Source organism: Nitrosospira briensis (genome assembly GCF_900115125.1).
Lineage (GTDB): Bacteria > Pseudomonadota > Gammaproteobacteria > Burkholderiales > Nitrosomonadaceae > Nitrosospira > Nitrosospira briensis_A.
Genome location: NZ_FOVJ01000002.1, coordinates 354,704 through 373,869 on the forward strand (window position 1 = coordinate 354,704; position 19,166 = coordinate 373,869).

Consider the following 19,166-nt stretch of genomic DNA (forward strand, 5'->3'; position numbering starts at 1 on the left):
GGAGAATTGCAGGTGGGGAGATTAATATTTGTCATACCCGTGTTTTCGGTATTCGCCGCTGATTCGGCTCCCCTTTACAAATATGGATTTACTCTTGAAAATCAAGTAGAGTTACTTCTTGAATAATTAAAATACGGAGTCACCAATGAGCGCTAAGGGGCAATTGTTACAAGACCCGTTTCTAAATACATTGCGGAAGGAACATATTCCAGTGTCAATTTATCTGGTAAACGGAATCAAGCTGCAAGGACATATTGACTCATTTGATCAATATGTGGTGCTGCTGAAGAATACTGTTACGCAAATGGTATACAAACACGCGATTTCCACTGTTGTCCCCGCAAGGGCTGTGAACATTCCATTTGAGGCGCCCACTATACCTGATGCTTGATCGACCCGCAGCGAACACGTTTAACACTAACGCCGCTGATAAGGCTGTACTGGTCAGTCTGGATTTTGGGGAGAGCGATCCTGCCGAGAATCTGGAAGAATTACGACGGCTGGCTGCGAGCGATCAGCTTACGATTTCCGCGGTTGTCAACGGCAAGCGCTTAAAGCCGGACCCGGCGACCTTCGCAGGTAGTGGAAAGGTCGATGAAATAGCGGCGGCATTGGAACAAACCGGAGCCTCCCTGGTCATTTTCAACCACGACCTCTCTCCTGCCCAGCAACGTAATCTGGAGCAGCGCGTCGAGCACAGGGTAATAGACCGCACCAGCCTGATTCTGGATATCTTCGCGCAACGCGCCAAAAGTCATGAAGGAAAGTTGCAGGTGGAACTTGCGCAGCTTGAGCACCTTGCAACCCGGTTGGTACGCGGCTGGAGCCATCTGGAACGCCAAAAAGGCGGTATTGGTTTACGCGGCCCCGGCGAAACGCAATTGGAGACGGACCGGCGCCTGCTGGGGAAGCGCGTTAAACTGCTGAAGGAAAAACTTGCAAAATTCCAGGCGCAACGCGCGTTGCAGCGCCGCTCCAGGCAGCGCGGCCAAGTAATGTCTGTTTCCATCGTCGGCTATACCAACGCCGGCAAGTCCACCCTGTTCAATAATCTCACCCGCGCCCATACCTACGTAGCTGATCAATTATTCGCGACTCTGGACGCAACTACCCGGAAATTGTTCATCCAGGATTACGGTCCCCTCGTGCTCTCGGATACGGTGGGTTTCATCCGCGATTTGCCCCATTCACTTGTCGCCGCTTTCCGAGCCACCCTGGAGGAAACAGTACAAGCCGATTTATTGCTCCACGTGGCGGACGCGGGCAGTCCTGCCCGTGCTGAGCAGATTGATGAAGTCAACAAGGTGCTGAAGGAAATTGGTGCCGACACCGTTCCACAGATACTGGTGCTGAACAAGGTGGACCTTATCGACTTATCCGCGGGCGGCGCGGGTTATCGGCGTGATGAGTATGGTAGAATCGAGCAAATCCGATTGAGCGCAAAAACCGGCGAGGGGCTGGAATTTATCAGGCTGGCCCTGGCAGAAGCAATTGAGGAGCGTGCATTGCACGGGCGTGAGGACAGACCGCATGCCCGACCGTAATGACACTATAGCTCCTCGCCGTGTTTGTTTGTCCATCCGTTCCATAACACGTTTGTTTTCTACGGCAAGCTGAAATCCGAAGTTTTCACCGTACCGTTTAATGTCTATCTGCATTAAACAAAAAATAGGAATCATCATGGGATTAAACGATCCCCAGTGGGGAAGAAAAAAAGGCAATTCCGGTCCACCTGACCTGGATCAACTGTGGCGCAACTTCAACAAGAAGCTCAATAACCTTTTGAAGCGCAAGGGCGGGGGCAACGGGCCTGGCGGCGGCGAGGGACCGGCCGGCGGTCCTCCGAAGCGATATAACGTCAGCATCGGGTTGCTTATCGGGCTGCTCCTTCTGCTGTGGATAGGCAGCGGATTTTACATTGTGAACGAAGGCCAGCGAGGCATCGTATTACGTTTCGGAAAGTATGTGGAAAGCACCCAGGCGGGCTTGCGCTGGCATTTGCCCTATCCGATCGAGGTAGTGGAAGCCGTTAATGTGAGCCAGGTACGCACGGTGGAAATCGGCTATCGTAACAATGTGAGAAGCAAGGTATTGAAAGAATCGCTGATGCTGACCGATGACGAAAATATTGTCGATATTCAGTTTGCGGTGCAATACATCCTCAAGAATCCCGAGGAATTCCTGTTCACCAACCGCGAACCGGAAAACGCGGTGCTGCAAGCGGCGGAAACCGCAATACGGGAAATCATCGGTAAAAGTAAAATGGATTTTGTGCTATATGAGGGCCGCGAACAGGTGGCGGCGAAAGCAACCGAACTGATGCAGGACATCCTCGATCGCTACAAGATAGGGATTGCCATCAGTAAAGTGACAATGCAGAACGCGCAACCGCCGGAGCAGGTGCAGGCGGCTTTTGATGATGCGGTCAAGGCAGGTCAGGATAGGGAACGGCAGAAAAATGAAGGTCAAGCCTACGCCAACGATGTTATTCCCAAGGCCAAGGGTAACGCGGCGCGATTGCTGGAAGAGTCTGAAGGGTACAAGCAACGCGTAATTGCAAGTTCCGAGGGTGAGGCAAGCCGCTTTAAACAGGTTCTTGCTGAATATAGTAAAGCGCCTGCCGTGACCCGTGACCGGCTTTATCTGGACATGATGGAAGAGGTGCTTTCGAACACCAGCAAAATTATCGTGGATCAGAAAAGCGGCAGCAATCTGCTCTATTTACCGCTGGATAAACTGATACAAACGAGCGGGCCCTCGTCTTCACCTGCGCTGCCATCCGAAGCGCCATCCGGCGTTTCGCAAGAGGCTGTGCCGGACGGCGGTGCTCGCACTCGCGAGGCGTTTCGCGGCCGTGAACGGGAGACAAGATAAATGAAAAACTATACCTCGTTGCTCTTGGGCATTCTTGTCGCCCTGTTCCTTCTGGGAACTTCTTCACTGTATATCGTGGACCAGCGCCAGCAAGCGATCTTGTTTCAACTAGGGGAGGTAGTCGATGTAAAGACGTCGCCCGGCCTGTATTTCAAGATTCCTTTGGCGCAGAACGTGCGCTATTTCGATTCTCGTATCCTGACCATGGATACAGCCGAACCCGAGCGCTTTATCACGTCGGAAAAAAAGAATGTATTGGTAGATCTGTTCGTGAAGTGGCGGATCATCGACGTCAAGCAGTATTACGTCAGCGTGCGTGGCGACGAAATGCTTGCGCAGACCCGCTTGGCGCAAACGGTGAATTCCAGCCTTCGGGATGAGTTCGGGAATCGCACGGTGCATGACGTGGTTTCCGGAGAGCGGGACAAGATAATGGAAATCATGCGCCAGAAAGCCGACGCCGACGCGCGCAAAATCGGAGTGGAGGTCGTGGACGTCAGGCTGAAGCGGGTGGATTTGCCTCAGGAAGTGAGCGAATCGGTCTATCGTCGCATGGAAGCGGAACGTAAACGGGTAGCGAATGAATTACGCTCCACGGGGTCGGCAGAGTCTGAAAAAATTCGCGCCGACGCCGACCGTCAACGCGAAGTCATTCTTGCGGAAGCTTACCGGAAAGCTCAGGAGGTAAAAGGTGAAGGTGATGCCAAGGCCTCCGCAATTTACGCGAGCGCTTTTCAACCTAACCCGGAATTTTATGCTTTTTATCGTAGCCTGGAAGCCTATAAGCAGAGTTTCAGAAACAAGAGCGACATGATGGTGCTGGAGCCCACCTCCGAGTTTTTCAAGTATTTGAAGAACTCGGGTAGAAACGCGAAATGATGGCGGATTTCCATGATTCGTCTCAATGCAAACGTTTTATGAATTCCGGGATCTGCTGGCTGCGGTGAGTTCATGGCGGGATATGCAGACCTTGGGCATCCTGTTGCCGTGATATTTCTTTCGCAATTTCCCGCCGACAACGATCTCGCTGGAACTTTAAATCGGCGAGTGCGTACCAAGCACCAAGTATCTACCGAGGTTATGGCGGCATGTGGGACACGTTATTAATGGCGTTCGCCCTGATGCTGGTGCTGGAAGGACTCGTTCCGTTCCTGATGCCCGGCGTTTGGCGGGAGACCTTCAGAAAACTGACGGAAACGGGCGACAATCAGATTCGCTTTATCGGTCTTACCTCTATGCTGGCGGGACTTCTTCTACTTTACCTCGTGAAATAGGTCCGCGCTCGCACTTCTCTCAAGATGCAATGGAACGTAAACATGCGTGCATGGGTTCTTCCCGAATATATTGAGGACATCCTGCCTGCCGAGGCATTCCGCATCGAGATGATGCGTCGACGCGTCATGGATTGGCTGTTTGCACATGGCTATGAACTCGTCGGCCCCCCCTTGCTGGAATATGTGGAATCGCTACTGAAGGGCAGCGGCGGCGGCACTGATTTGCGCATGTTTAAAGTAGTGGATCAGCTCAGCGGCCGGATGATGGGCTTGCGTGCGGACATGACGCCTCAGGTCGCGCGTATCGATGCGCATTTGCTGAACCGCAAGGGTATCACGCGGCTTTGTTACGCAGGCACGGTGTTGCATACGGTGCCCTCCGGTTTGACCCGCACGCGAGAGCCGCTGCAGGTTGGCGCGGAACTTTATGGCCACAGCGGGCTGGAAAGCGATCTGGAAGTCCAGCGGCTTATGCTGCAATGTCTGGCGATAGCCGGAGTTGGTAAAATTCATCTTGATCTCGGTCACGTCGCGGTATTTCGGGGTCTGGTCAGGGGCGCGGGAATTCCGGCTGAGCTGGAAAGGGAATTATTCGGTGTATTGCAGGCAAAGGATATATCGGCACTGGAGAAGCTTTGCGGCGGCCTCGATAAGCAGGTGGACAAACCTGTGGTGCAGGCGCTATTGCTGCTGCCTGAACTATATGGCGATGACAAGACCCTGCGCCGTGCGCGCAAATCTCTCCCGAATTATCCGGAAATCATGACGGCGCTGGATGAACTGGAAATGGTTGGGGCGGAGTTGGGTCCGCTCGTGGATACGCTGGCGTTTGACCTGGCTGATCTGCGAGGCTATCACTATCACAGCGGCATGGTTTTCGCGGCATATACAGGTAGCAGTTCCAACGCGATTGCGATGGGTGGACGCTACGACGAAGTCGGAAAAGCGTTTGGAAGATCCCGTCCGGCTACCGGGTTCAGTATGGACTTACGGGAACTGTCCGGGTTGGTGGAACCCGGTCTCTATCCCAAGGGAATCCTGGCTCCTTATGCGAAAGGGGATAAGGCGCTTGAAAGAAGAATTGAACAGCTTCGTAGTGAAGGCGAAGTCGTAGTGGTGGAATTGCCTGGGCATGAGAATGACGAAAGTGTTTTTAACTGCGACAGGAAACTGATGCTGGAACGCAATGTTTGGTCGGTAACAAAAATCTGACGTGAATATCGGCAGACACGCAGGAAAAGCGCTCTGGTTGAGCATCCCTTGAATCTCCGGGCTCGGCGGTGTATTAATTTTCAAGATTGGCAGATATGACAAAAAATGTGGTCGTCATTGGGACACAGTGGGGCGACGAAGGCAAGGGCAAGATAGTCGATTGGCTGACCGACCACGCTCGAGGCGTGGTTCGCTTTCAGGGAGGCCACAACGCGGGACACACGCTGGTCATCGGTGGCAAGCAAACGGTACTGCACCTGATTCCTTCGGGGATTCTGCGTAATGACGTCGCTTGCTATATTGGCAATGGCGTCGTCGTGTCCCCGCAGGCGCTGCTGGAGGAAGTCGACATGCTGGAGAATGCCGGGGTCGACGTGCAGGGAAGGTTGCGCATCAGTGAAGCCTGCCCCCTTATACTGCCCTGCCATGTCGCGCTCGATAGCGCACGGGAAACCGCCCGAGGCCTGGGCAAAATCGGTACGACGGGGCGCGGCATAGGGCCGGCGTACGAAGACAAGATAGCGCGACGTGCCGTTCGCCTACAGGATCTGTTTCACCGTGACCGCTTTGCTGCGAAGCTCGGCGAGATGCTCGATTATCATAATTTTGTGCTGAAAAATTATTTCCATGCCCCGGTGGTAGATTTTCAGCAAACTGTTGATGATACCCTATCCCTGGCTGAGCGCATCAAACCAATGATGGCAGACGTGCCGCGACTTTTGTTCGAAGCCAACAGGTCCGGTAACAACCTGCTATTTGAAGGTGCGCAAGGAACCTTGCTCGATATCGATCATGGCACCTACCCTTTTGTTACGTCGAGTAACTGCATTGCGGGTGCGGCGACGACTGGAAGCGGGGTCGGCCCGCAAATGCTGCACTACGTGCTGGGCATTACCAAGGCTTATACCACTCGGGTAGGCGCCGGTCCATTCCCTACCGAACTGGTAGACGACGTCGGCAGGCATCTGGCCAAACGAGGCAACGAATTTGGTGCAACCACCGGTCGGCCGCGACGCTGCGGGTGGTTTGACGCCGCGGCACTGAAGCGCTCCATTCAGATCAATGGCGTCTCGGGCTTATGTGTTACCAAGCTCGACGTGCTGGACGGCGTAGAAACCCTGCGCGTAGGGGTGGGTTACAATTTGACCGGGAACGGCGGGGGAAATGGTTTCAGGGAGATCCTGCCGGTGGGCGCGGAGGAACTCGCCTGTTGCGAGCCGGTTTACGAGGAAATGCCGGGGTGGACCGGTAGCACGGTGGGCATCAAGAGCTTTGAGCAGTTGCCGGCCGCGGCGCGCGCATACCTGAAGCGTATGGAAGAGGTATGCGAGGTCCCGATAGACATGATATCGACCGGCCCAGACCGGGAAGAAACGATTGTGCTGCGGCATCCTTTTGAGTAGCTATCCTTATCCTCTTGATTTCAGGTCCTGGCATCAGATGGGCAGCTCGCGTGTGTCTTTGCCGTGAGCGCTGAAGAAACAAAAAACAGTATGAACGGCTGCACGTTGCGCATCGCCAACTGGCAAAACGATAGCGGAGCGTTACGCGCAATACGGGAAGCTGTTTTTATCCACGAGCAGGGCATCCCTCCCGAATTGGAATGGGATGAAATTGACGCGAATTGTATCCACGTACTCGCCATGGATTCAGCGGGAAAACCGATCGGAACTGCCCGGCTCTCAAGCGACGGCTCGATCGGGCGCATGGCGGTGCTTAAGGATTGGCGAGGCAAAGGCGTGGGCAGCGCACTCGTGCAATGCCTGCTAGGGGAGGCGCGGAGCCGGCAGATAAAGCAGATCGGTCTGAACGCGCAAACATATGCTGTCGGGTTTTATCTCAAATTTGATTTTCAACCAGCGGGGGAAGAGTTCCTGGATGCTGCGATTCCCCATGTCAGAATGGTTTTGCGATTATCGACTGACATGGTTGAATAGTCATTTCCCCTGGAAGTCACACGGTAGCTCTCCGCCAGGCATCCTTCTGCCGTATCTGACGATTTCCCGGAGCAGACCGCATTTGTTTGGGAGACGCTACTGTTAAACAGACAAATCACGATAAAAACGCATGATCAAAATGGAACCGTGAAATCGAGGGATAACACCACCTGGTCTTTCTTTCCCCCGAAGGGACGATAACTTGCTCCATGCAGCGCGTCCACGTTGTCATACCGTACGTTCGGCCGAACATTAAACTGTTGTATCGGCTTCCAGTCTAGCTTCAATGTTTTAGCCGCTTTCCAGTTCATACCCACGGTCACGGCATAATAATCGGCAGGTACGCTCGTGCTATTGCCGAGCTCGCCGCGACCCAGCGCGTAACTCAATCCCCGATTGTTTGTGGCGGCTGCCACCCGGCCGGGCGAAAATACGCGGAAACCGTCCCTATCACGGAACCACTCACCACGGACACCGATCGATAGGTCGGACGTAAGATCGTAGTACAAATGCGTATTAATGCCATACCACTCGGCATTCTTGTTCACCCCGTTCAATAAAACCCCTCCCGCGTAGCCGTGGTCATGCTGGAAAACAAAATGCGTCTTGGGCGTGAACCTGTGCTTCAGCACAATGCTGTACATTCCCCACGGTTCGTTGCTTCTTGTCGACGTCTCGCTATAGGTGCCGCTGATATTGGCCGAACTGCCCATGTCGTCGCTGGTCCAGGTAATACCGCCTATCCCTCCCCAGTTACCCAACTGCTTATCGAATCCCCCATCCCAGCCGCCGGTTGCACTCCCGGTAATAACCCCGCCCATAATCGACCAGTTCCCATTAACGTTGTAGTTACCCAAGGCACCCGTATGTGTAAAAGGCTCCCCGTACTGCATTGTGTAGGCGTGCGTATAAAAGAAATTATCCGGGGCCGGAACCGATTCATAACCGATTGGCGTATAAAAATGGCCGAGTTTGACATTCAAGCCGTTACCGACCGGCACATAAGCCTCCGCGTACGCCTGGGGAAAGGCTATCCCGTAGTATCGGGTTGAAGCACAGCATATATCAAGATCCCAATTGCTTCTCTGTAGTGGCTGGCCGGTATTCACATCGAATGAGGGAACACCATAAGCCTGGGTAAAAATGGCATCGGTGCCAAACATGAAGTCAAAACGGCCGCCAAAATCCCAGGCGCTGCCTTCCGCGACCACGGGCCGTTGTATATATATATTGAACTGATTCAGTTGAAATCGGTTCGAACGGTCCGCAAAAGTCACCGGACCATTGAACCCGCTTGCCTGACCTGGATTAAAAGTCGCCCCCCCATTGATCCAGCCGCCTATTCTTATCCCGCTATCCTTAAACCAATCCATCGCGGCATTCGCATGAGCATTGGATGAGCTGAGAATGGTTGCAAACAGGCTAAGCGCGGAAGCAAATACTATCTGGCTTCCCCGGATGGGCGAGCACGGCATAAGCTATTCCCCTGAATAAAACACTACAATTAGAATTGTTATTTCCCCAAAACGTAACATGTGATATATGAATTAATTGTGATTTTTTTGTGAGAAATTTGTGAAAACTAAATTTTATTCGAAGAGGTGTAAGCCATCCCCTAGTACCCTAAAGCCGCCCGGCTTCGCACGCGCCCCAACCATGAGATTCACCTGCGGTTAATCTCAACAAAAAACCACCTATGACCAATTATCTTGACAAGTGTTGTAAATCAAATATTACTCCATCTATGATTGAAACCTTCATTCTATTTACATAGAAGAGGTGCGTGAGGAAAACACGCGGGCCAGGATGGCAGGGGCCGCCCCAGGGAGCGGAACACAAGGAAGAATTAGCGGAGTAAAAAGGAATTGCCGGTGGGCGAACACGCCGGCTAAATCCTGTTTTCTGCTACTGGCGCCGTCATGACCGTCTCGCGCCCGTAGTTCTTGAGGCAAGGCGGATAGCGAACCGTATTCTTCCGCTCTTTCTTGAACCTGCCTGATTCATGACTCCTGGTTGGAATCACACGATCAGAAAGGGATCGTTGCGTCGAGGGAGAACAGGATTTGGTCTTTCCGATTATCGAAGGGACGGTGTGATTGATCGATGCCATCCGCTCTGTCATAACGAATATTGGGGCGAATGTTCAGCTTTTGCATTAGCTTCCAGTCCATCTTCAGCCTTTTCGCCGGCTTCCAGTTCATGCCCACGGTAACTGCGTAATAATCCGCGGGTGCACTGACGGGTGCAAAGGCCCCCGCAAAACTGTGTCCGGTGTTATCGGTAGCGGCAACGACCCGGAATGGCGAGTAGACTCTGAAACCGTCCCTGTCGCGAAACCATTCCCCACGAATCCCGATGGACAGGTCATTCAGAAGATCGTAATACAAATGCGTGTTGATGCCATACCATTCCGCATTCCTGGGCGCGCCATTCAGCAAAACACCACCTGCATAGCCATGGACGTGATGCAGAACCAGATGCGTTTTAGGGGTGACTCTATGCTGCAGTACGACATTGTACATGCCCCAGGGCCTATTGCTTCGCGTGGAGATTTCGCTGTACGTGCCCGTGATATTGACTGAAGTTCTCCTGTCATCACTTGCCCACGTAATGCCGCCCAGGCCGCCCCAGTTACTCAACTGTTTGTCAAAACCTCCATCCCATCCCCCGGTAGCGCTGCCGGTAATTGCGCCACCCATGACAGACCAGTTTGCGTTGACCGTATAGTTACCAACGAATCCTGTATGGGTAAACGGCTCGCCATTGTTGAAGGTATAGGCATGCGTGTAGAAAAAATTGTCGGGCGCCGGGACTGTTTCGTAACCGGTCGGAGAGTAAAAATGGCCCACCTTGACGTTGAGACCGTTTCCTACCGGCAAATAGGCTTCCAAATAAGCCTGCGGAAGCGCAATACCGTAGGTACGGGTCGAAGAGCAGCATAAATCGAGATCCCAGTTCCCCCTGTCCAGCGGCTGGCCGGAATTCACATCAAAGGGAGGTACGCCGAAAGCCTGGGTATAAATAGAGTCAGTGCCAAACATGAAATCGAAGCGCCCGCCCAGGTCGAACGCCTTGCCTTCCGTTACCACTGTGCGCTGGATATATATGTTGAATTGATTCAGTTGAAACCGGTTAGCACGATCGGCGAACGTAACGGAGCCGTTATATCCGTTGGCCGGATTGCTCGGGTTATAGGTTGCTCCGCCATTTATCCACCCTCCGATCCTCACGCCGCTATCCCTGAACCGGTCTATTATGTTGGTAGCACAAACATCGCTTGAGTTCATGGCTGTTGACAGCAGGCAGGCCGCCGCTAACAGAATATGGAGTTTGCATTGTGAAATGCATTTCATTTTTTTTGTTTCCTTAGTTCCCCAGACATAAGGATTTGAAGCCGTACCATACAACCGGATCAGTGTTCGGCTTCGGGAGACTCGCCGTATTCAGCGAGAACAAGAACGCGTCTACCCCAGGAACAATTTATAGGCCGGATTCTCGCTTTCATCCCAGTAGCGGTTGTCGAGCTGGCTGAGAAACCTTTTGAACTCAACTTTCTCTTCAAGTGGAACTTCCAGGCCCACCAGCACGCGGCCATAGTCGGCGCCATGATTGCGGTAGTGGAACAGGCTGATATTCCAGTGATGGCTCATGCTGTTCAGGAATTTCATGAGTGCGCCCGGTCGGTCAGGAAACTCGAAACGATAGAGAAGCTCGTTTTTAATATCGCGTGCGCGCCCCCCTACGAGATGCCGTATATGCAGCTTCGCCATTTCATTGTCACTCAAATCCTCCGTGCGCAAGCCGCTTCTCTCCAGGCTTTCGATAAGTTTTGCTGCTTCGCCGCGGTTACGCACGGAGACGGCGACAAACACATGCGCCTCTTTCGGATCCGCGTAGCGGTAGTTGAATTCGGTGATGCTTTTTGCGCCCAACATGGAGCAAAATTTCTTGAAACTGCCCGGCTCTTCCGGGATCGTTACCGCCATCACCGCTTCCCGCTGCTCGCCGAGCTCCGCCCGTTCAGACACATGACGCAGCCGGTCGAAATTCATATTGGCGCCGGAGCAGATTGCGACCAGGTTTTTACCGCGTATCCTCTCTCGTCTGGCATACGCCTTCGCGCCTGCCACGGACAGCGCGCCGGATGGCTCCAGGATGGCGCGGGTATCCTCGAACACATCCTTGATTGCGGCACAGATGGCGTCGGTATCCACCAGTATGATTTCGTCCACCAGTTCCCGGCACAGTCGGAAGGTTTCTCTTCCGACCTGCTTTACCGCCACGCCATCCGCAAACGATCCGACCTGCGCAAGCTTGACGCGGCGCTTTTGTCTTAATGACTGATACATGGAATCCGCATCAACCGGTTCGACTCCGATAATCCTGATTTCGGGATAAAGCTTCTTTACGTAGGCAGCCACGCCGGATATGAGCCCGCCGCCGCCTACCGGGGCGAATATGGCATGGATAACGCCAGTATGCTGACGAAGGATTTCCATGCCGATCGTACCCTGTCCTGCGATGACATCGGGATCATCGTATGGATGCACGAATGTCGCGTCCTCGTCGGCCGCGAATTTCAACGCATGAGCATAGGCCTCGTCATAGGAATCTCCATGGGATATAACGCTCGCGCCCCGAGCCTCGACCGCCTGCAGCTTGATTTGCGGCGTGGTGACCGGCATCACGATGGTGGCGCGGCAATTCAACCGTTGCGCCGCAAGCGCTACACCCTGCGCATGGTTACCCGCGGAAGCCGTCACCACGCCGCGCTTGAGTACGGCAGGAGACAGCTTGACCATCTTGTTGTAGGCTCCACGCAACTTGAAGGAAAAAACCTCCTGCATATCTTCGCGCTTCAGCAATAGCTGATTGTTTATGCGCTCGGATAAATTCGGCGCAAGCTCCAGCTGGCTTTCTACCGCTACATCATAAACCCGAGCGGTGAGAATTCTTTCGAGGTAACTGTTTTTCATCGAAACCGGCGCTGGGGCGATATCAGGAATTCAGCATTTTAGCATGCGGGAAAACTCTAAATGCCCAGCTTCATTGTTAAAATTGGCGGATAGTATTATCCTCATAAATAATCGATACTCTTTTACCCACAAAAATAACATCATGACGCAAGACGAGCAAAAACGCGCGGTCGCCCAAGCCGCTATCCAGCATGTCCCCTTCGATTGCATAGTCGGCGTGGGTACCGGTTCCACCGCGAATTACTTCATAGACGAGCTGGCCCGGATCAAGCATAAAATCCGGGGAGCGGTGGCGAGCTCGGAGGCAACGGCGCACCGGCTTCGCAGCCATGACATTGAAGTGATGGACCTGAATGGTGTCGACGAACTCCCGGTATACGTGGATGGCACAGACGAAATCACCGAGTACCTGCACATGATAAAAGGCGGCGGCGGCGCACTGACTCGAGAGAAAATTGTCGCGGCGGTGGCAAAAAAATTCATTTGTATTGCCGACAAAAGCAAGCTTGTCAATATACTCGGCAAGTTTCCACTACCCGTGGAGGTTATTCCCATGGCCCGGAGTTATGTGGCACGCGAGATAACCCGGTTGGGCGGGCAACCCAGCCTGCGCCATGGATTCATCACTGACAATGGCAACATGATCCTGGATGTCCATAACATGCAAATCCTGAACCCGGTTGAACTGGAGGCAACAATCAATCAGATCACCGGCGTCGTGACCAACGGTTTATTTGCAAAGCGAGGAGCCGATGTATTGCTATTGAGCAGTGATGACGGTGTCCGGACAATTGTTGTCTGATATCAGCAGCAATAAAAATGTCACAGTCGGCCGGTACGATTCCCGGTCATTCTTAACTTCCAAGCTATCAGCAGGTGTGCAATGGCAAGCAGCGAACATATCTCCAAGCAGTTTGACGCCGATCTCGAGGCCGTACGCACGCGCGTATTGCATATGGGCGGATTTGTGGAAGAGCAGATCGAGAAGGCGATTGAGGCGCTGACAACCGGCAACGAGAGCTTGATAGAAAACATTATCGCCGACGATCACCGCGTCAATGCAATGGAGGTGTCGATAGACGAGATCTGCAGCCAGATCATCGCTCGCAGACAGCCGGCTGCCGGTGATTTACGTATGATAATGACGGTAATCAAAACCATCACGGATCTGGAGCGCATCGGTGATGAAGCAGAGAAAATTGCCCGCATGGCCAAGCTGATCTATCAAACCGACCGCATGCATATGCCGCGTTTCGTCGAAATCAGACATGTTGCTCACATCGCGCTGGAAATGCTTCACAAGTCGCTGGATGCATTTGCCCGCCTCGACCTTACGGCCGCGGCCCAGGTCGTGCGCGAGGACGAAAAGGTGGATGAGGAGTTCCGTTCCATCATGCGCCAGCTGATCACCTTCATGATGGAAGATCCACGTAAAATTTCGACCGCCCTGGAAATCCTGTTTATAGCAAAAGCCGTCGAACGCATTGGCGATCACGCCAAGAATATGTCGGAATACGTGGTATACATGGTCAAGGGCAGGGATGTGCGTCATGTAACCGTTGAAGAGATCGAGCGTGAAGTAAGGGACTAGCCGGCCGGCAACCTTCGGTATCCTTAAACGGAAGTCATGATCGAATACTCCACTCTTGCGGCAGTCGACCTCGGCTCCAACAGCTTTCGTCTACAGGTGGCACGGGTGGAAGGCAAACAGCTTTATCCACTGGACAGTTTACGGGAAATGGTACGGCTCGCGGCAGGCCTTACAGCCGACAAGCGATTAGATGAGGATTCCCAGGCGCGTGCGCTGGATTGTCTGAAACGTTTTGGTGAGCGTCTAAGGGGGTTTCCTCCGCATGCAGTGCGCGCGGTCGGCACGAATACGCTTAGAGTAGCGAGGAACGCGTCGGTATTTCTCAAAAAAGCCGAGGCTGCCATTGGGTTTCCGATTGAAATTATTGCAGGGCGCGAGGAAGCACGGCTTATTTATCTGGGCGTAGCCCATGGCCTTCCAGCCTCTGCGAATGCCCGCCTTGTGATGGACATCGGAGGCGGCTCTACCGAATTCATCATTGGGAATCGTTTGAAACCGGTCAAACTGGAAAGCCTCTATATGGGCTGTGTCAGCTACAGTCTGAATTTTTTCCCGGATGGCAAGATTACCAAGGGAGCCATGAAGCGGGCGGAACTCTCCGCGCGTGGCGAAATACAGGCTATCGCAACGGAATTCTCCAGTATCCACTGGCAGGACGCATTCGGGTCATCCGGTACCGCGCGGGCACTGGGAGATATTATCAAGCTGAACAACTTTACTACTGCGGGCAGCGAGGGCGAAATCACCCAGGAAGGGCTGGAAAATTTTCGCGACCATCTGCTCAAGGTTGGCGATACCAGAAAATTGGAACTTGCGGGACTGCGCGCCGACAGGGCAGCAGTCATTCCAGGAGGCTTTGCCATCATGTCGGCTGCATTTTCCGAACTGGGAATCCACCGCCTGTCCCAAGCTATGGGAGCGTTGCGCCAGGGTGTGCTTTATGATTTGCTCGGACGCTTCCATAAGCACGATATGCGTGAAGTAACGGTGAGACGGTTCATGCAACGCTACCGGGTGGATTCCGCTCAGGCGAACCGGGTGGAATCGCTGGCCCTTTTGCTGGGAGAGCAATTGCTGGAAGATTTTCCCGAGCAAGCGGAAGAATTGCTGCAAACCCTCTCATGGGCGGCCCGGCTGCATGAAGTGGGTATTTCAATCGCACATTCCGGCTATCACAAGCACTCGGCATATATCCTGGGTAATGCCGATATGCCCGGTTTTTCCAGAAGAGAACAAGAACGCTTGAGTTCGCTGATGCTCCTGCATAGAGGTACGGCCGGCAAGGCGCGGGAACTCATCGCCTTCCCGCTCGATTTCGCCCTGCTGGGCGCCCTTCGTCTGGCGACATTGTTCCACCGCAGCCGCAGCGACATCATGATGCCACGAATGGGGATGGAAATCAGTCTGGACGATAAGGAACTGGAGCTGCACATTGAACAGGGATGGCTGGAAAGCAATCCCCTGACCGATACTGCCCTGTCTGCGGAGATCGAGCAATGGGCCGCTCTCGGCTTCAAATTCCAGATAAAGAAGCTGGAGGAAAAGAAGGGGCTCAGTACGGGTAAATCCGCCAGAAGTACGACCGGCACATGATCGGACAGCGAGGCAATGGCGTCACACTCTAGAAAGAGATCTACAAAAGCAGGATTGCCACCAGGAACATTGGTGCATATCGGCACAAAGAAAGGAGGTGCTTCCCGCATTACCCTGCTGGATTATGATGCAAATGGAGTACGAGAATCCGAAGTAACCGCCGCGGGATTGAGCGAAAAGATCAAGCTTGCCCGGGGTATCAAATGGGTCAACCTTCACGGCTTGGGCGATATCAACTCGATAGAGCAAATTGGCGCTTGCTTCAACCTTCATCCTCTCGTGCTGGAGGATATATTCAATACAGAGCAACGCGCAAAGCTGGAAGACTACGGTGATTATCTTTACGTGGTGCTGAAAACCTTCGGCTACGAGACCGCGGGCGCAGAACAGAGAATATACTCGGAACAGATCAGCCTGGTGCTGGGAAAGAATTTCGTGCTGTCGTTTCTTGAAACAGATGGAATCCAGCTCCATTCGGTGCGCGATCGGCTGCGTTCAGGTAAAGGTCAAATCGCGAAGTCGGGCGCGGATTTTCTGATGTATAGTCTGATCGACGCCATCGTCGACAGCTACTTCGTCATTCTTGAGCGCCTCGACGAAAAAACCGAGGCGCTGGAAACGGAATTGATAGCCCGCCCGCAACCAAGCACACTGCAATCCATTCACCGCCTCAAGCGTGAAGGCGTTTTTTTACGCAGGGCGCTATGGCCATTGCGCGAAGTCATCAGTTCCCTGCAGCGAGGGGATTCGCCACTGTTCAGTCGCAATACGCTCCTCTATCTGCGGGACGTCTACGATCACACCATACATATAATCGAGTCGATCGAGTCCCTGCGCGACCTGACAGCAGGCATGCTTGATATTTATATATCAAGCGTGAGCTTTCGCACCAGCACGGTCATGAAAGTGCTTACCGTCATTACCACCATATTCATGCCGCTGACCTTGATTACCGGCATCTTTGGCATGAACTTCAAATATTTGCCTGGGCTTGAGTGGGACTTGGGGTTTTTCGTGGTGCTAGGTGCGATGACAGTAATCAGTGCGGGTATGTTGCTGCTATTCCGCTGGAAAAAATGGTTATGAAGAATTTCAAACGTTCTAGAACTCGAATACTTGCCCCGCTTCAGTCTCTCCTGTCGAAATTCTCCTGCTGCTTTCCGATCTCCGGCATCGTGACATCCTCGTTACCCGGTTCTGAAAGTGACCAAAACTTGAATTTTCTTATTGAACTGCTTTAACCCCTGCGCCCGCCGGCCAGGGATGAGCGGGGAAATACAGCGTAAACGTATATCTAGACGCTTTCAGGAGAATTTCCTGTCTTGCTTTCCCATGACAGTACTTTGACGCTCTGAATACGGGCCCAGGAAACAATCACTGCGCGTACCAGTCGTGAAACATCCGGCAGCATCCATACCTCGGTGATACGCTTATCCTCCCGCCAGCTACGCACCAGGAGCATCATAATGGTCCCAATACTCATCGCATAGCAGCGCATTTGCAGGCAAAGAAGCTGCCGTGCGGGCTCTGGTGATAACCAATGCACGTAGCCTCCCTTGCGAAATACTTCCTCGAGCGCATCAATAAGGGGTGCGGGAAAATGCGCCAGAGGAAAATTGTCCGAGAGAAGCAGGATGTTACGCCGAGCGTCTGGATAGCGTGAAAAGTAAAGATTGCGGTTGCCCCTGACCAACTGCCTGAAAGACCGGCCGCGCCCGAACGATCCGCCACCCTTGTGTTGTATGCAGGCATCAGGATGTACGCCGAGCCGGAAACCGCGTTGGTCGAGCCTGCGGCCAAGGTCTATATCTTCATAATAGCCTCGGCCATACGCAGGATCAAAGCCGCCTGCTTCCTGAAAAACCTCCCGCCGGACAAGAAACGCGTGACCCTGAAGGCGGTAGGTAGCAATGTAACCGCCGGGCCGCCGCAGGTATTGGTCCATATCGTGCCTGGCATAGTCGTTGCCGCCAGGTATGACCACTGCGAGTTGAGGGTCAGCCGCCAGCGCTGCACAAAGCAGCGGCAGGAAATTCTGGTTTACCGTGGTATCCGAATTGAGTACCAGCACGCAGAATGCATCAGACCGCTCGATTGCCTCATTCACGGAGGCGCCGAAGCCCCGATTGGTTTGCGCGTGAAATACGTGAACGCGCTTGTACGGCAACTGGTCAAGCATCTCGCGGGTCTCAGCACCGGAGGCATCATCCTGTACGTAAAGGTTTCCTATTGATTCGCCGAGGAAAGTAATGACGGAATCAATGCAGCGGCGGGTTAGCGCGGGCGCATTGTAGACCGGGATTACCACATCGATGGACGGCGTGGCCCGCATACGGCTCAGTGTCCTCCTGGCAAAACTACTGGCGGAGCCATCCAATCATGCGAAAGCAAGATTGGCGGCATCGTCATGCGGATGGGCTTTGGTGCCGGCCTTTTGCCGTACCTGCGCCTCCAGCAGCGACACATAACGCGGGAGTACGTCTGGGTCCCCTACATCAATCATTTCCTTCAAAAAACGTTGACGATGTTCTTCTATATAAAACGAATCGCAGCCGTGGGAAAGAAATCTTTCAATGTTTTTATAAACATCATCCCGGCACCGCAGTTCTGTCTCAGGCATGAATTCAGCCAGTGCGGAACGTCCCGCATGCAGATAGTCCGCCGCCAATACCGGCTTCCTTGTTTTGACCGCTTCAAACACAACCGAAGTCGCGAGATCGATGACGACATCTGACCAATTCATGAGATAGATCGAATGAACGTCTCCCCCGGCCACGCTCAGGTTGGGCAAGCGCCGCAGGGAAAGATCCCTGGTCAGGGATTGCTGCCAGCCTCCGCGGGTATGCGGCTTGATCATCAGTTCCACCCCGGGAAAGCTGGTGACAATGCGCACCACCTCGCCCACTTCTTCCCAAAACGTGGAAAAATTGCTCTTTCTCAAAAATATTGCCACTTTGAGCTTGCTGTCAGAACGGCTCAAAGGCGAAGGCGGCATCAGTTGGGCCAGTTTCGCAAGCCATTCGTCGCAGTAGCGCGGCGAGCCCAATACGGCAAGCTTCCTGTTATCCATGAATGGACGAAAGCGCACCGAGCATAGCTCGTTCGGCACCACAACCCTTTCAAAAATCCCGGCGTTGGCGAACGTCGTGTCGGGTTCCAGGCGCAATTCCCGGCGCCGGATCAGCTGACTGGCATGAGGGCTATCGCCGTGCGGCAGCGATACCGTACCGAGACCCATGTCGCGAGCGGTTGATAGCATCACCTTGACCCATTCCACGCAGATCGATGAATTTCTTTCTATCCAGTCAAATACCACTACCCCTTGGTCATGGGGTCCAAAACTTCGCGTCAATAAGCGTTTGGCGGTACTATGCCAGACCGGTTCACGCCGCTTGGCATCGTACCTCTTTGCCAACGCGTCCATGACCGGACCGATGAAGGGACGGCGCAAGCTACGGATCAATATCAGTGTTTGAAAAAACCATCTGGCAAGCTCGACAGGTGGAAGCACATCCGCGATGTATGCCATTCGCACATCATCGAGCCCCTTCAGAAAGTTGATCCGGTAGTCGTTACGAAACCGCGAGTTTCCTATGAGCACAACATCGCAGGTATGCCCGGAATTGATCCACTTGTAGATTACCGGTGTAATATGATCTATGTCGTTATAATGACGGAGGAAAAAAAGCGCTTTCATCCCCGCATTCTC

17 protein-coding genes are annotated in these 19,166 nt (G+C 53.4%); 12 read left to right on the forward strand and 5 right to left on the reverse strand.

The window, feature by feature from the left end:
- The first annotated feature begins 145 nt into the window (after positions 1-145).
- The 8 genes from hfq to BMZ14_RS07000 all read left to right on the forward strand — a co-directional run bounded on the left by hfq (position 146) and on the right by BMZ14_RS07000 (position 7,297).
- Positions 146-391 carry an RNA chaperone Hfq gene (gene hfq, locus BMZ14_RS06965; RefSeq protein ID WP_074796106.1) on the forward strand — a complete coding sequence of 82 codons (246 nt, stop codon included), beginning with the start codon at positions 146-148 and terminating at the stop codon, positions 389-391.
- Positions 384-1,544 (forward strand): GTPase HflX, encoded by a 1,161-nt coding sequence (gene hflX / locus BMZ14_RS06970; RefSeq protein ID WP_074796108.1) that lies wholly within the window; start codon positions 384-386, stop codon positions 1,542-1,544. Before hfq ends, hflX begins: the two co-directional genes overlap by 8 nt.
- Before the next feature lie 136 nt (positions 1,545-1,680).
- On the forward strand, positions 1,681-2,874 hold the full coding sequence (hflK, locus tag BMZ14_RS06975) for an FtsH protease activity modulator HflK (RefSeq protein WP_074796544.1): 1,194 nt from the start codon (positions 1,681-1,683) through the stop codon (positions 2,872-2,874).
- Positions 2,875-3,753: a protease modulator HflC gene (gene hflC, locus BMZ14_RS06980; protein ID WP_074796110.1), complete on the forward strand. Its 879-nt coding sequence runs from the start codon at positions 2,875-2,877 to the stop codon at positions 3,751-3,753.
- Positions 3,754-3,962: 209 nt separating this feature from the next.
- Positions 3,963-4,148, forward strand: a complete 186-nt coding sequence (locus BMZ14_RS06985; RefSeq protein ID WP_074796112.1) for a DUF2065 domain-containing protein — start codon at positions 3,963-3,965, stop codon at positions 4,146-4,148.
- A 42-nt stretch (positions 4,149-4,190) separates the two neighbouring features.
- Positions 4,191-5,360: an ATP phosphoribosyltransferase regulatory subunit gene (locus BMZ14_RS06990; RefSeq protein ID WP_074796114.1), complete on the forward strand. Its 1,170-nt coding sequence runs from the start codon at positions 4,191-4,193 to the stop codon at positions 5,358-5,360.
- 95 nt (positions 5,361-5,455) lie between these two features.
- Entirely contained in the window at positions 5,456-6,763 is a 1,308-nt protein-coding gene (locus BMZ14_RS06995) for an adenylosuccinate synthase (RefSeq protein ID WP_074796116.1), read from the forward strand.
- 90 nt (positions 6,764-6,853) lie between these two features.
- Positions 6,854-7,297 carry a GNAT family N-acetyltransferase gene (locus BMZ14_RS07000; protein WP_074796118.1) on the forward strand — a complete coding sequence of 148 codons (444 nt, stop codon included), beginning with the start codon at positions 6,854-6,856 and terminating at the stop codon, positions 7,295-7,297.
- Positions 7,298-7,431: 134 nt separating this feature from the next.
- Here the strand turns inward: BMZ14_RS07000 and BMZ14_RS07005 are convergent, their stop codons facing one another.
- The 3 genes from BMZ14_RS07005 to ilvA all read right to left on the reverse strand — a co-directional run bounded on the left by BMZ14_RS07005 (position 7,432) and on the right by ilvA (position 12,273).
- Positions 7,432-8,772 carry a porin gene (locus BMZ14_RS07005; protein ID WP_074796120.1) on the reverse strand — a complete coding sequence of 447 codons (1,341 nt, stop codon included), beginning with the start codon at positions 8,770-8,772 and terminating at the stop codon, positions 7,432-7,434.
- 552 nt (positions 8,773-9,324) lie between these two features.
- The gene (locus BMZ14_RS07010; protein ID WP_074796122.1) at positions 9,325-10,650 is read right to left on the reverse strand and encodes a porin; all 1,326 of its coding nucleotides are present in this window, start codon (positions 10,648-10,650) and stop codon (positions 9,325-9,327) included.
- 111 nt (positions 10,651-10,761) lie between these two features.
- A complete protein-coding gene (gene ilvA / locus BMZ14_RS07015) occupies positions 10,762-12,273 on the reverse strand; it encodes a threonine ammonia-lyase, biosynthetic (RefSeq protein ID WP_074796124.1) in 1,512 nt (503 codons plus the stop codon).
- A gap of 142 nt (positions 12,274-12,415) precedes the next feature.
- On the opposite strand from ilvA, the gene rpiA reads away from it, so the two are divergent.
- The 4 genes from rpiA (at position 12,416) to corA (ending at position 16,543) form a co-directional block, all read left to right on the forward strand.
- On the forward strand, positions 12,416-13,075 hold the full coding sequence (rpiA, locus tag BMZ14_RS07020) for a ribose-5-phosphate isomerase RpiA (protein ID WP_177186927.1): 660 nt from the start codon (positions 12,416-12,418) through the stop codon (positions 13,073-13,075).
- A gap of 81 nt (positions 13,076-13,156) precedes the next feature.
- Complete coding sequence (gene phoU, locus BMZ14_RS07025; RefSeq protein WP_074796126.1) at positions 13,157-13,864, forward strand: phosphate signaling complex protein PhoU; 708 nt, start codon at positions 13,157-13,159, stop codon at positions 13,862-13,864.
- Positions 13,865-13,900: 36 nt separating this feature from the next.
- Positions 13,901-15,457 carry an exopolyphosphatase gene (ppx, locus tag BMZ14_RS07030; protein ID WP_074796128.1) on the forward strand — a complete coding sequence of 519 codons (1,557 nt, stop codon included), beginning with the start codon at positions 13,901-13,903 and terminating at the stop codon, positions 15,455-15,457.
- A 72-nt stretch (positions 15,458-15,529) separates the two neighbouring features.
- A complete protein-coding gene (corA, locus tag BMZ14_RS07035; protein ID WP_256208455.1) occupies positions 15,530-16,543 on the forward strand; it encodes a magnesium/cobalt transporter CorA in 1,014 nt (337 codons plus the stop codon).
- Between the two features lie 208 nt (positions 16,544-16,751).
- On the opposite strand, the gene BMZ14_RS07040 is transcribed toward corA, so the two are convergent.
- Positions 16,752-17,789 (reverse strand): glycosyltransferase family 2 protein, encoded by a 1,038-nt coding sequence (locus BMZ14_RS07040; protein ID WP_074796132.1) that lies wholly within the window; start codon positions 17,787-17,789, stop codon positions 16,752-16,754.
- Between the two features lie 45 nt (positions 17,790-17,834).
- Positions 17,835-19,154, reverse strand: coding sequence for a hypothetical protein (locus tag BMZ14_RS07045; protein WP_074796134.1), 1,320 nt, complete (start codon positions 19,152-19,154; stop codon positions 17,835-17,837).
- Positions 19,155-19,166: the final 12 nt, after the last annotated feature.

Excerpts from the sequence above, each read along its gene's own strand:
- BMZ14_RS06995 (WP_074796116.1), top strand. The coding sequence starts at position 5,456 with ATGACAAAAAATGTGGTCGTCATTGGGACACAGTGGGGCGACGAAGGC.
- BMZ14_RS07045 (WP_074796134.1), bottom strand. The coding sequence starts at position 19,154 with ATGAAAGCGCTTTTTTTCCTCCGTCATTATAACGACATAGATCATATT.
- hfq (WP_074796106.1), top strand. The coding sequence starts at position 146 with ATGAGCGCTAAGGGGCAATTGTTACAAGACCCGTTTCTAAATACATTG.
- hflC (WP_074796110.1), top strand. The coding sequence starts at position 2,875 with ATGAAAAACTATACCTCGTTGCTCTTGGGCATTCTTGTCGCCCTGTTC.
- BMZ14_RS07040 (WP_074796132.1), bottom strand. The coding sequence starts at position 17,789 with ATGCGGGCCACGCCGTCCATCGATGTGGTAATCCCGGTCTACAATGCG.
- ppx (WP_074796128.1), top strand. The coding sequence starts at position 13,901 with ATGATCGAATACTCCACTCTTGCGGCAGTCGACCTCGGCTCCAACAGC.
- hflK (WP_074796544.1), top strand. The coding sequence starts at position 1,681 with ATGGGATTAAACGATCCCCAGTGGGGAAGAAAAAAAGGCAATTCCGGT.
- hflX (WP_074796108.1), top strand. The coding sequence starts at position 384 with ATGCTTGATCGACCCGCAGCGAACACGTTTAACACTAACGCCGCTGAT.
- BMZ14_RS07005 (WP_074796120.1), bottom strand. The coding sequence starts at position 8,772 with ATGCCGTGCTCGCCCATCCGGGGAAGCCAGATAGTATTTGCTTCCGCG.
- BMZ14_RS06990 (WP_074796114.1), top strand. The coding sequence starts at position 4,191 with ATGCGTGCATGGGTTCTTCCCGAATATATTGAGGACATCCTGCCTGCC.
- BMZ14_RS06985 (WP_074796112.1), top strand. The coding sequence starts at position 3,963 with ATGTGGGACACGTTATTAATGGCGTTCGCCCTGATGCTGGTGCTGGAA.
- phoU (WP_074796126.1), top strand. The coding sequence starts at position 13,157 with ATGGCAAGCAGCGAACATATCTCCAAGCAGTTTGACGCCGATCTCGAG.
- BMZ14_RS07010 (WP_074796122.1), bottom strand. The coding sequence starts at position 10,650 with ATGAAATGCATTTCACAATGCAAACTCCATATTCTGTTAGCGGCGGCC.
- BMZ14_RS07000 (WP_074796118.1), top strand. The coding sequence starts at position 6,854 with ATGAACGGCTGCACGTTGCGCATCGCCAACTGGCAAAACGATAGCGGA.
- rpiA (WP_177186927.1), top strand. The coding sequence starts at position 12,416 with ATGACGCAAGACGAGCAAAAACGCGCGGTCGCCCAAGCCGCTATCCAG.
- ilvA (WP_074796124.1), bottom strand. The coding sequence starts at position 12,273 with ATGAAAAACAGTTACCTCGAAAGAATTCTCACCGCTCGGGTTTATGAT.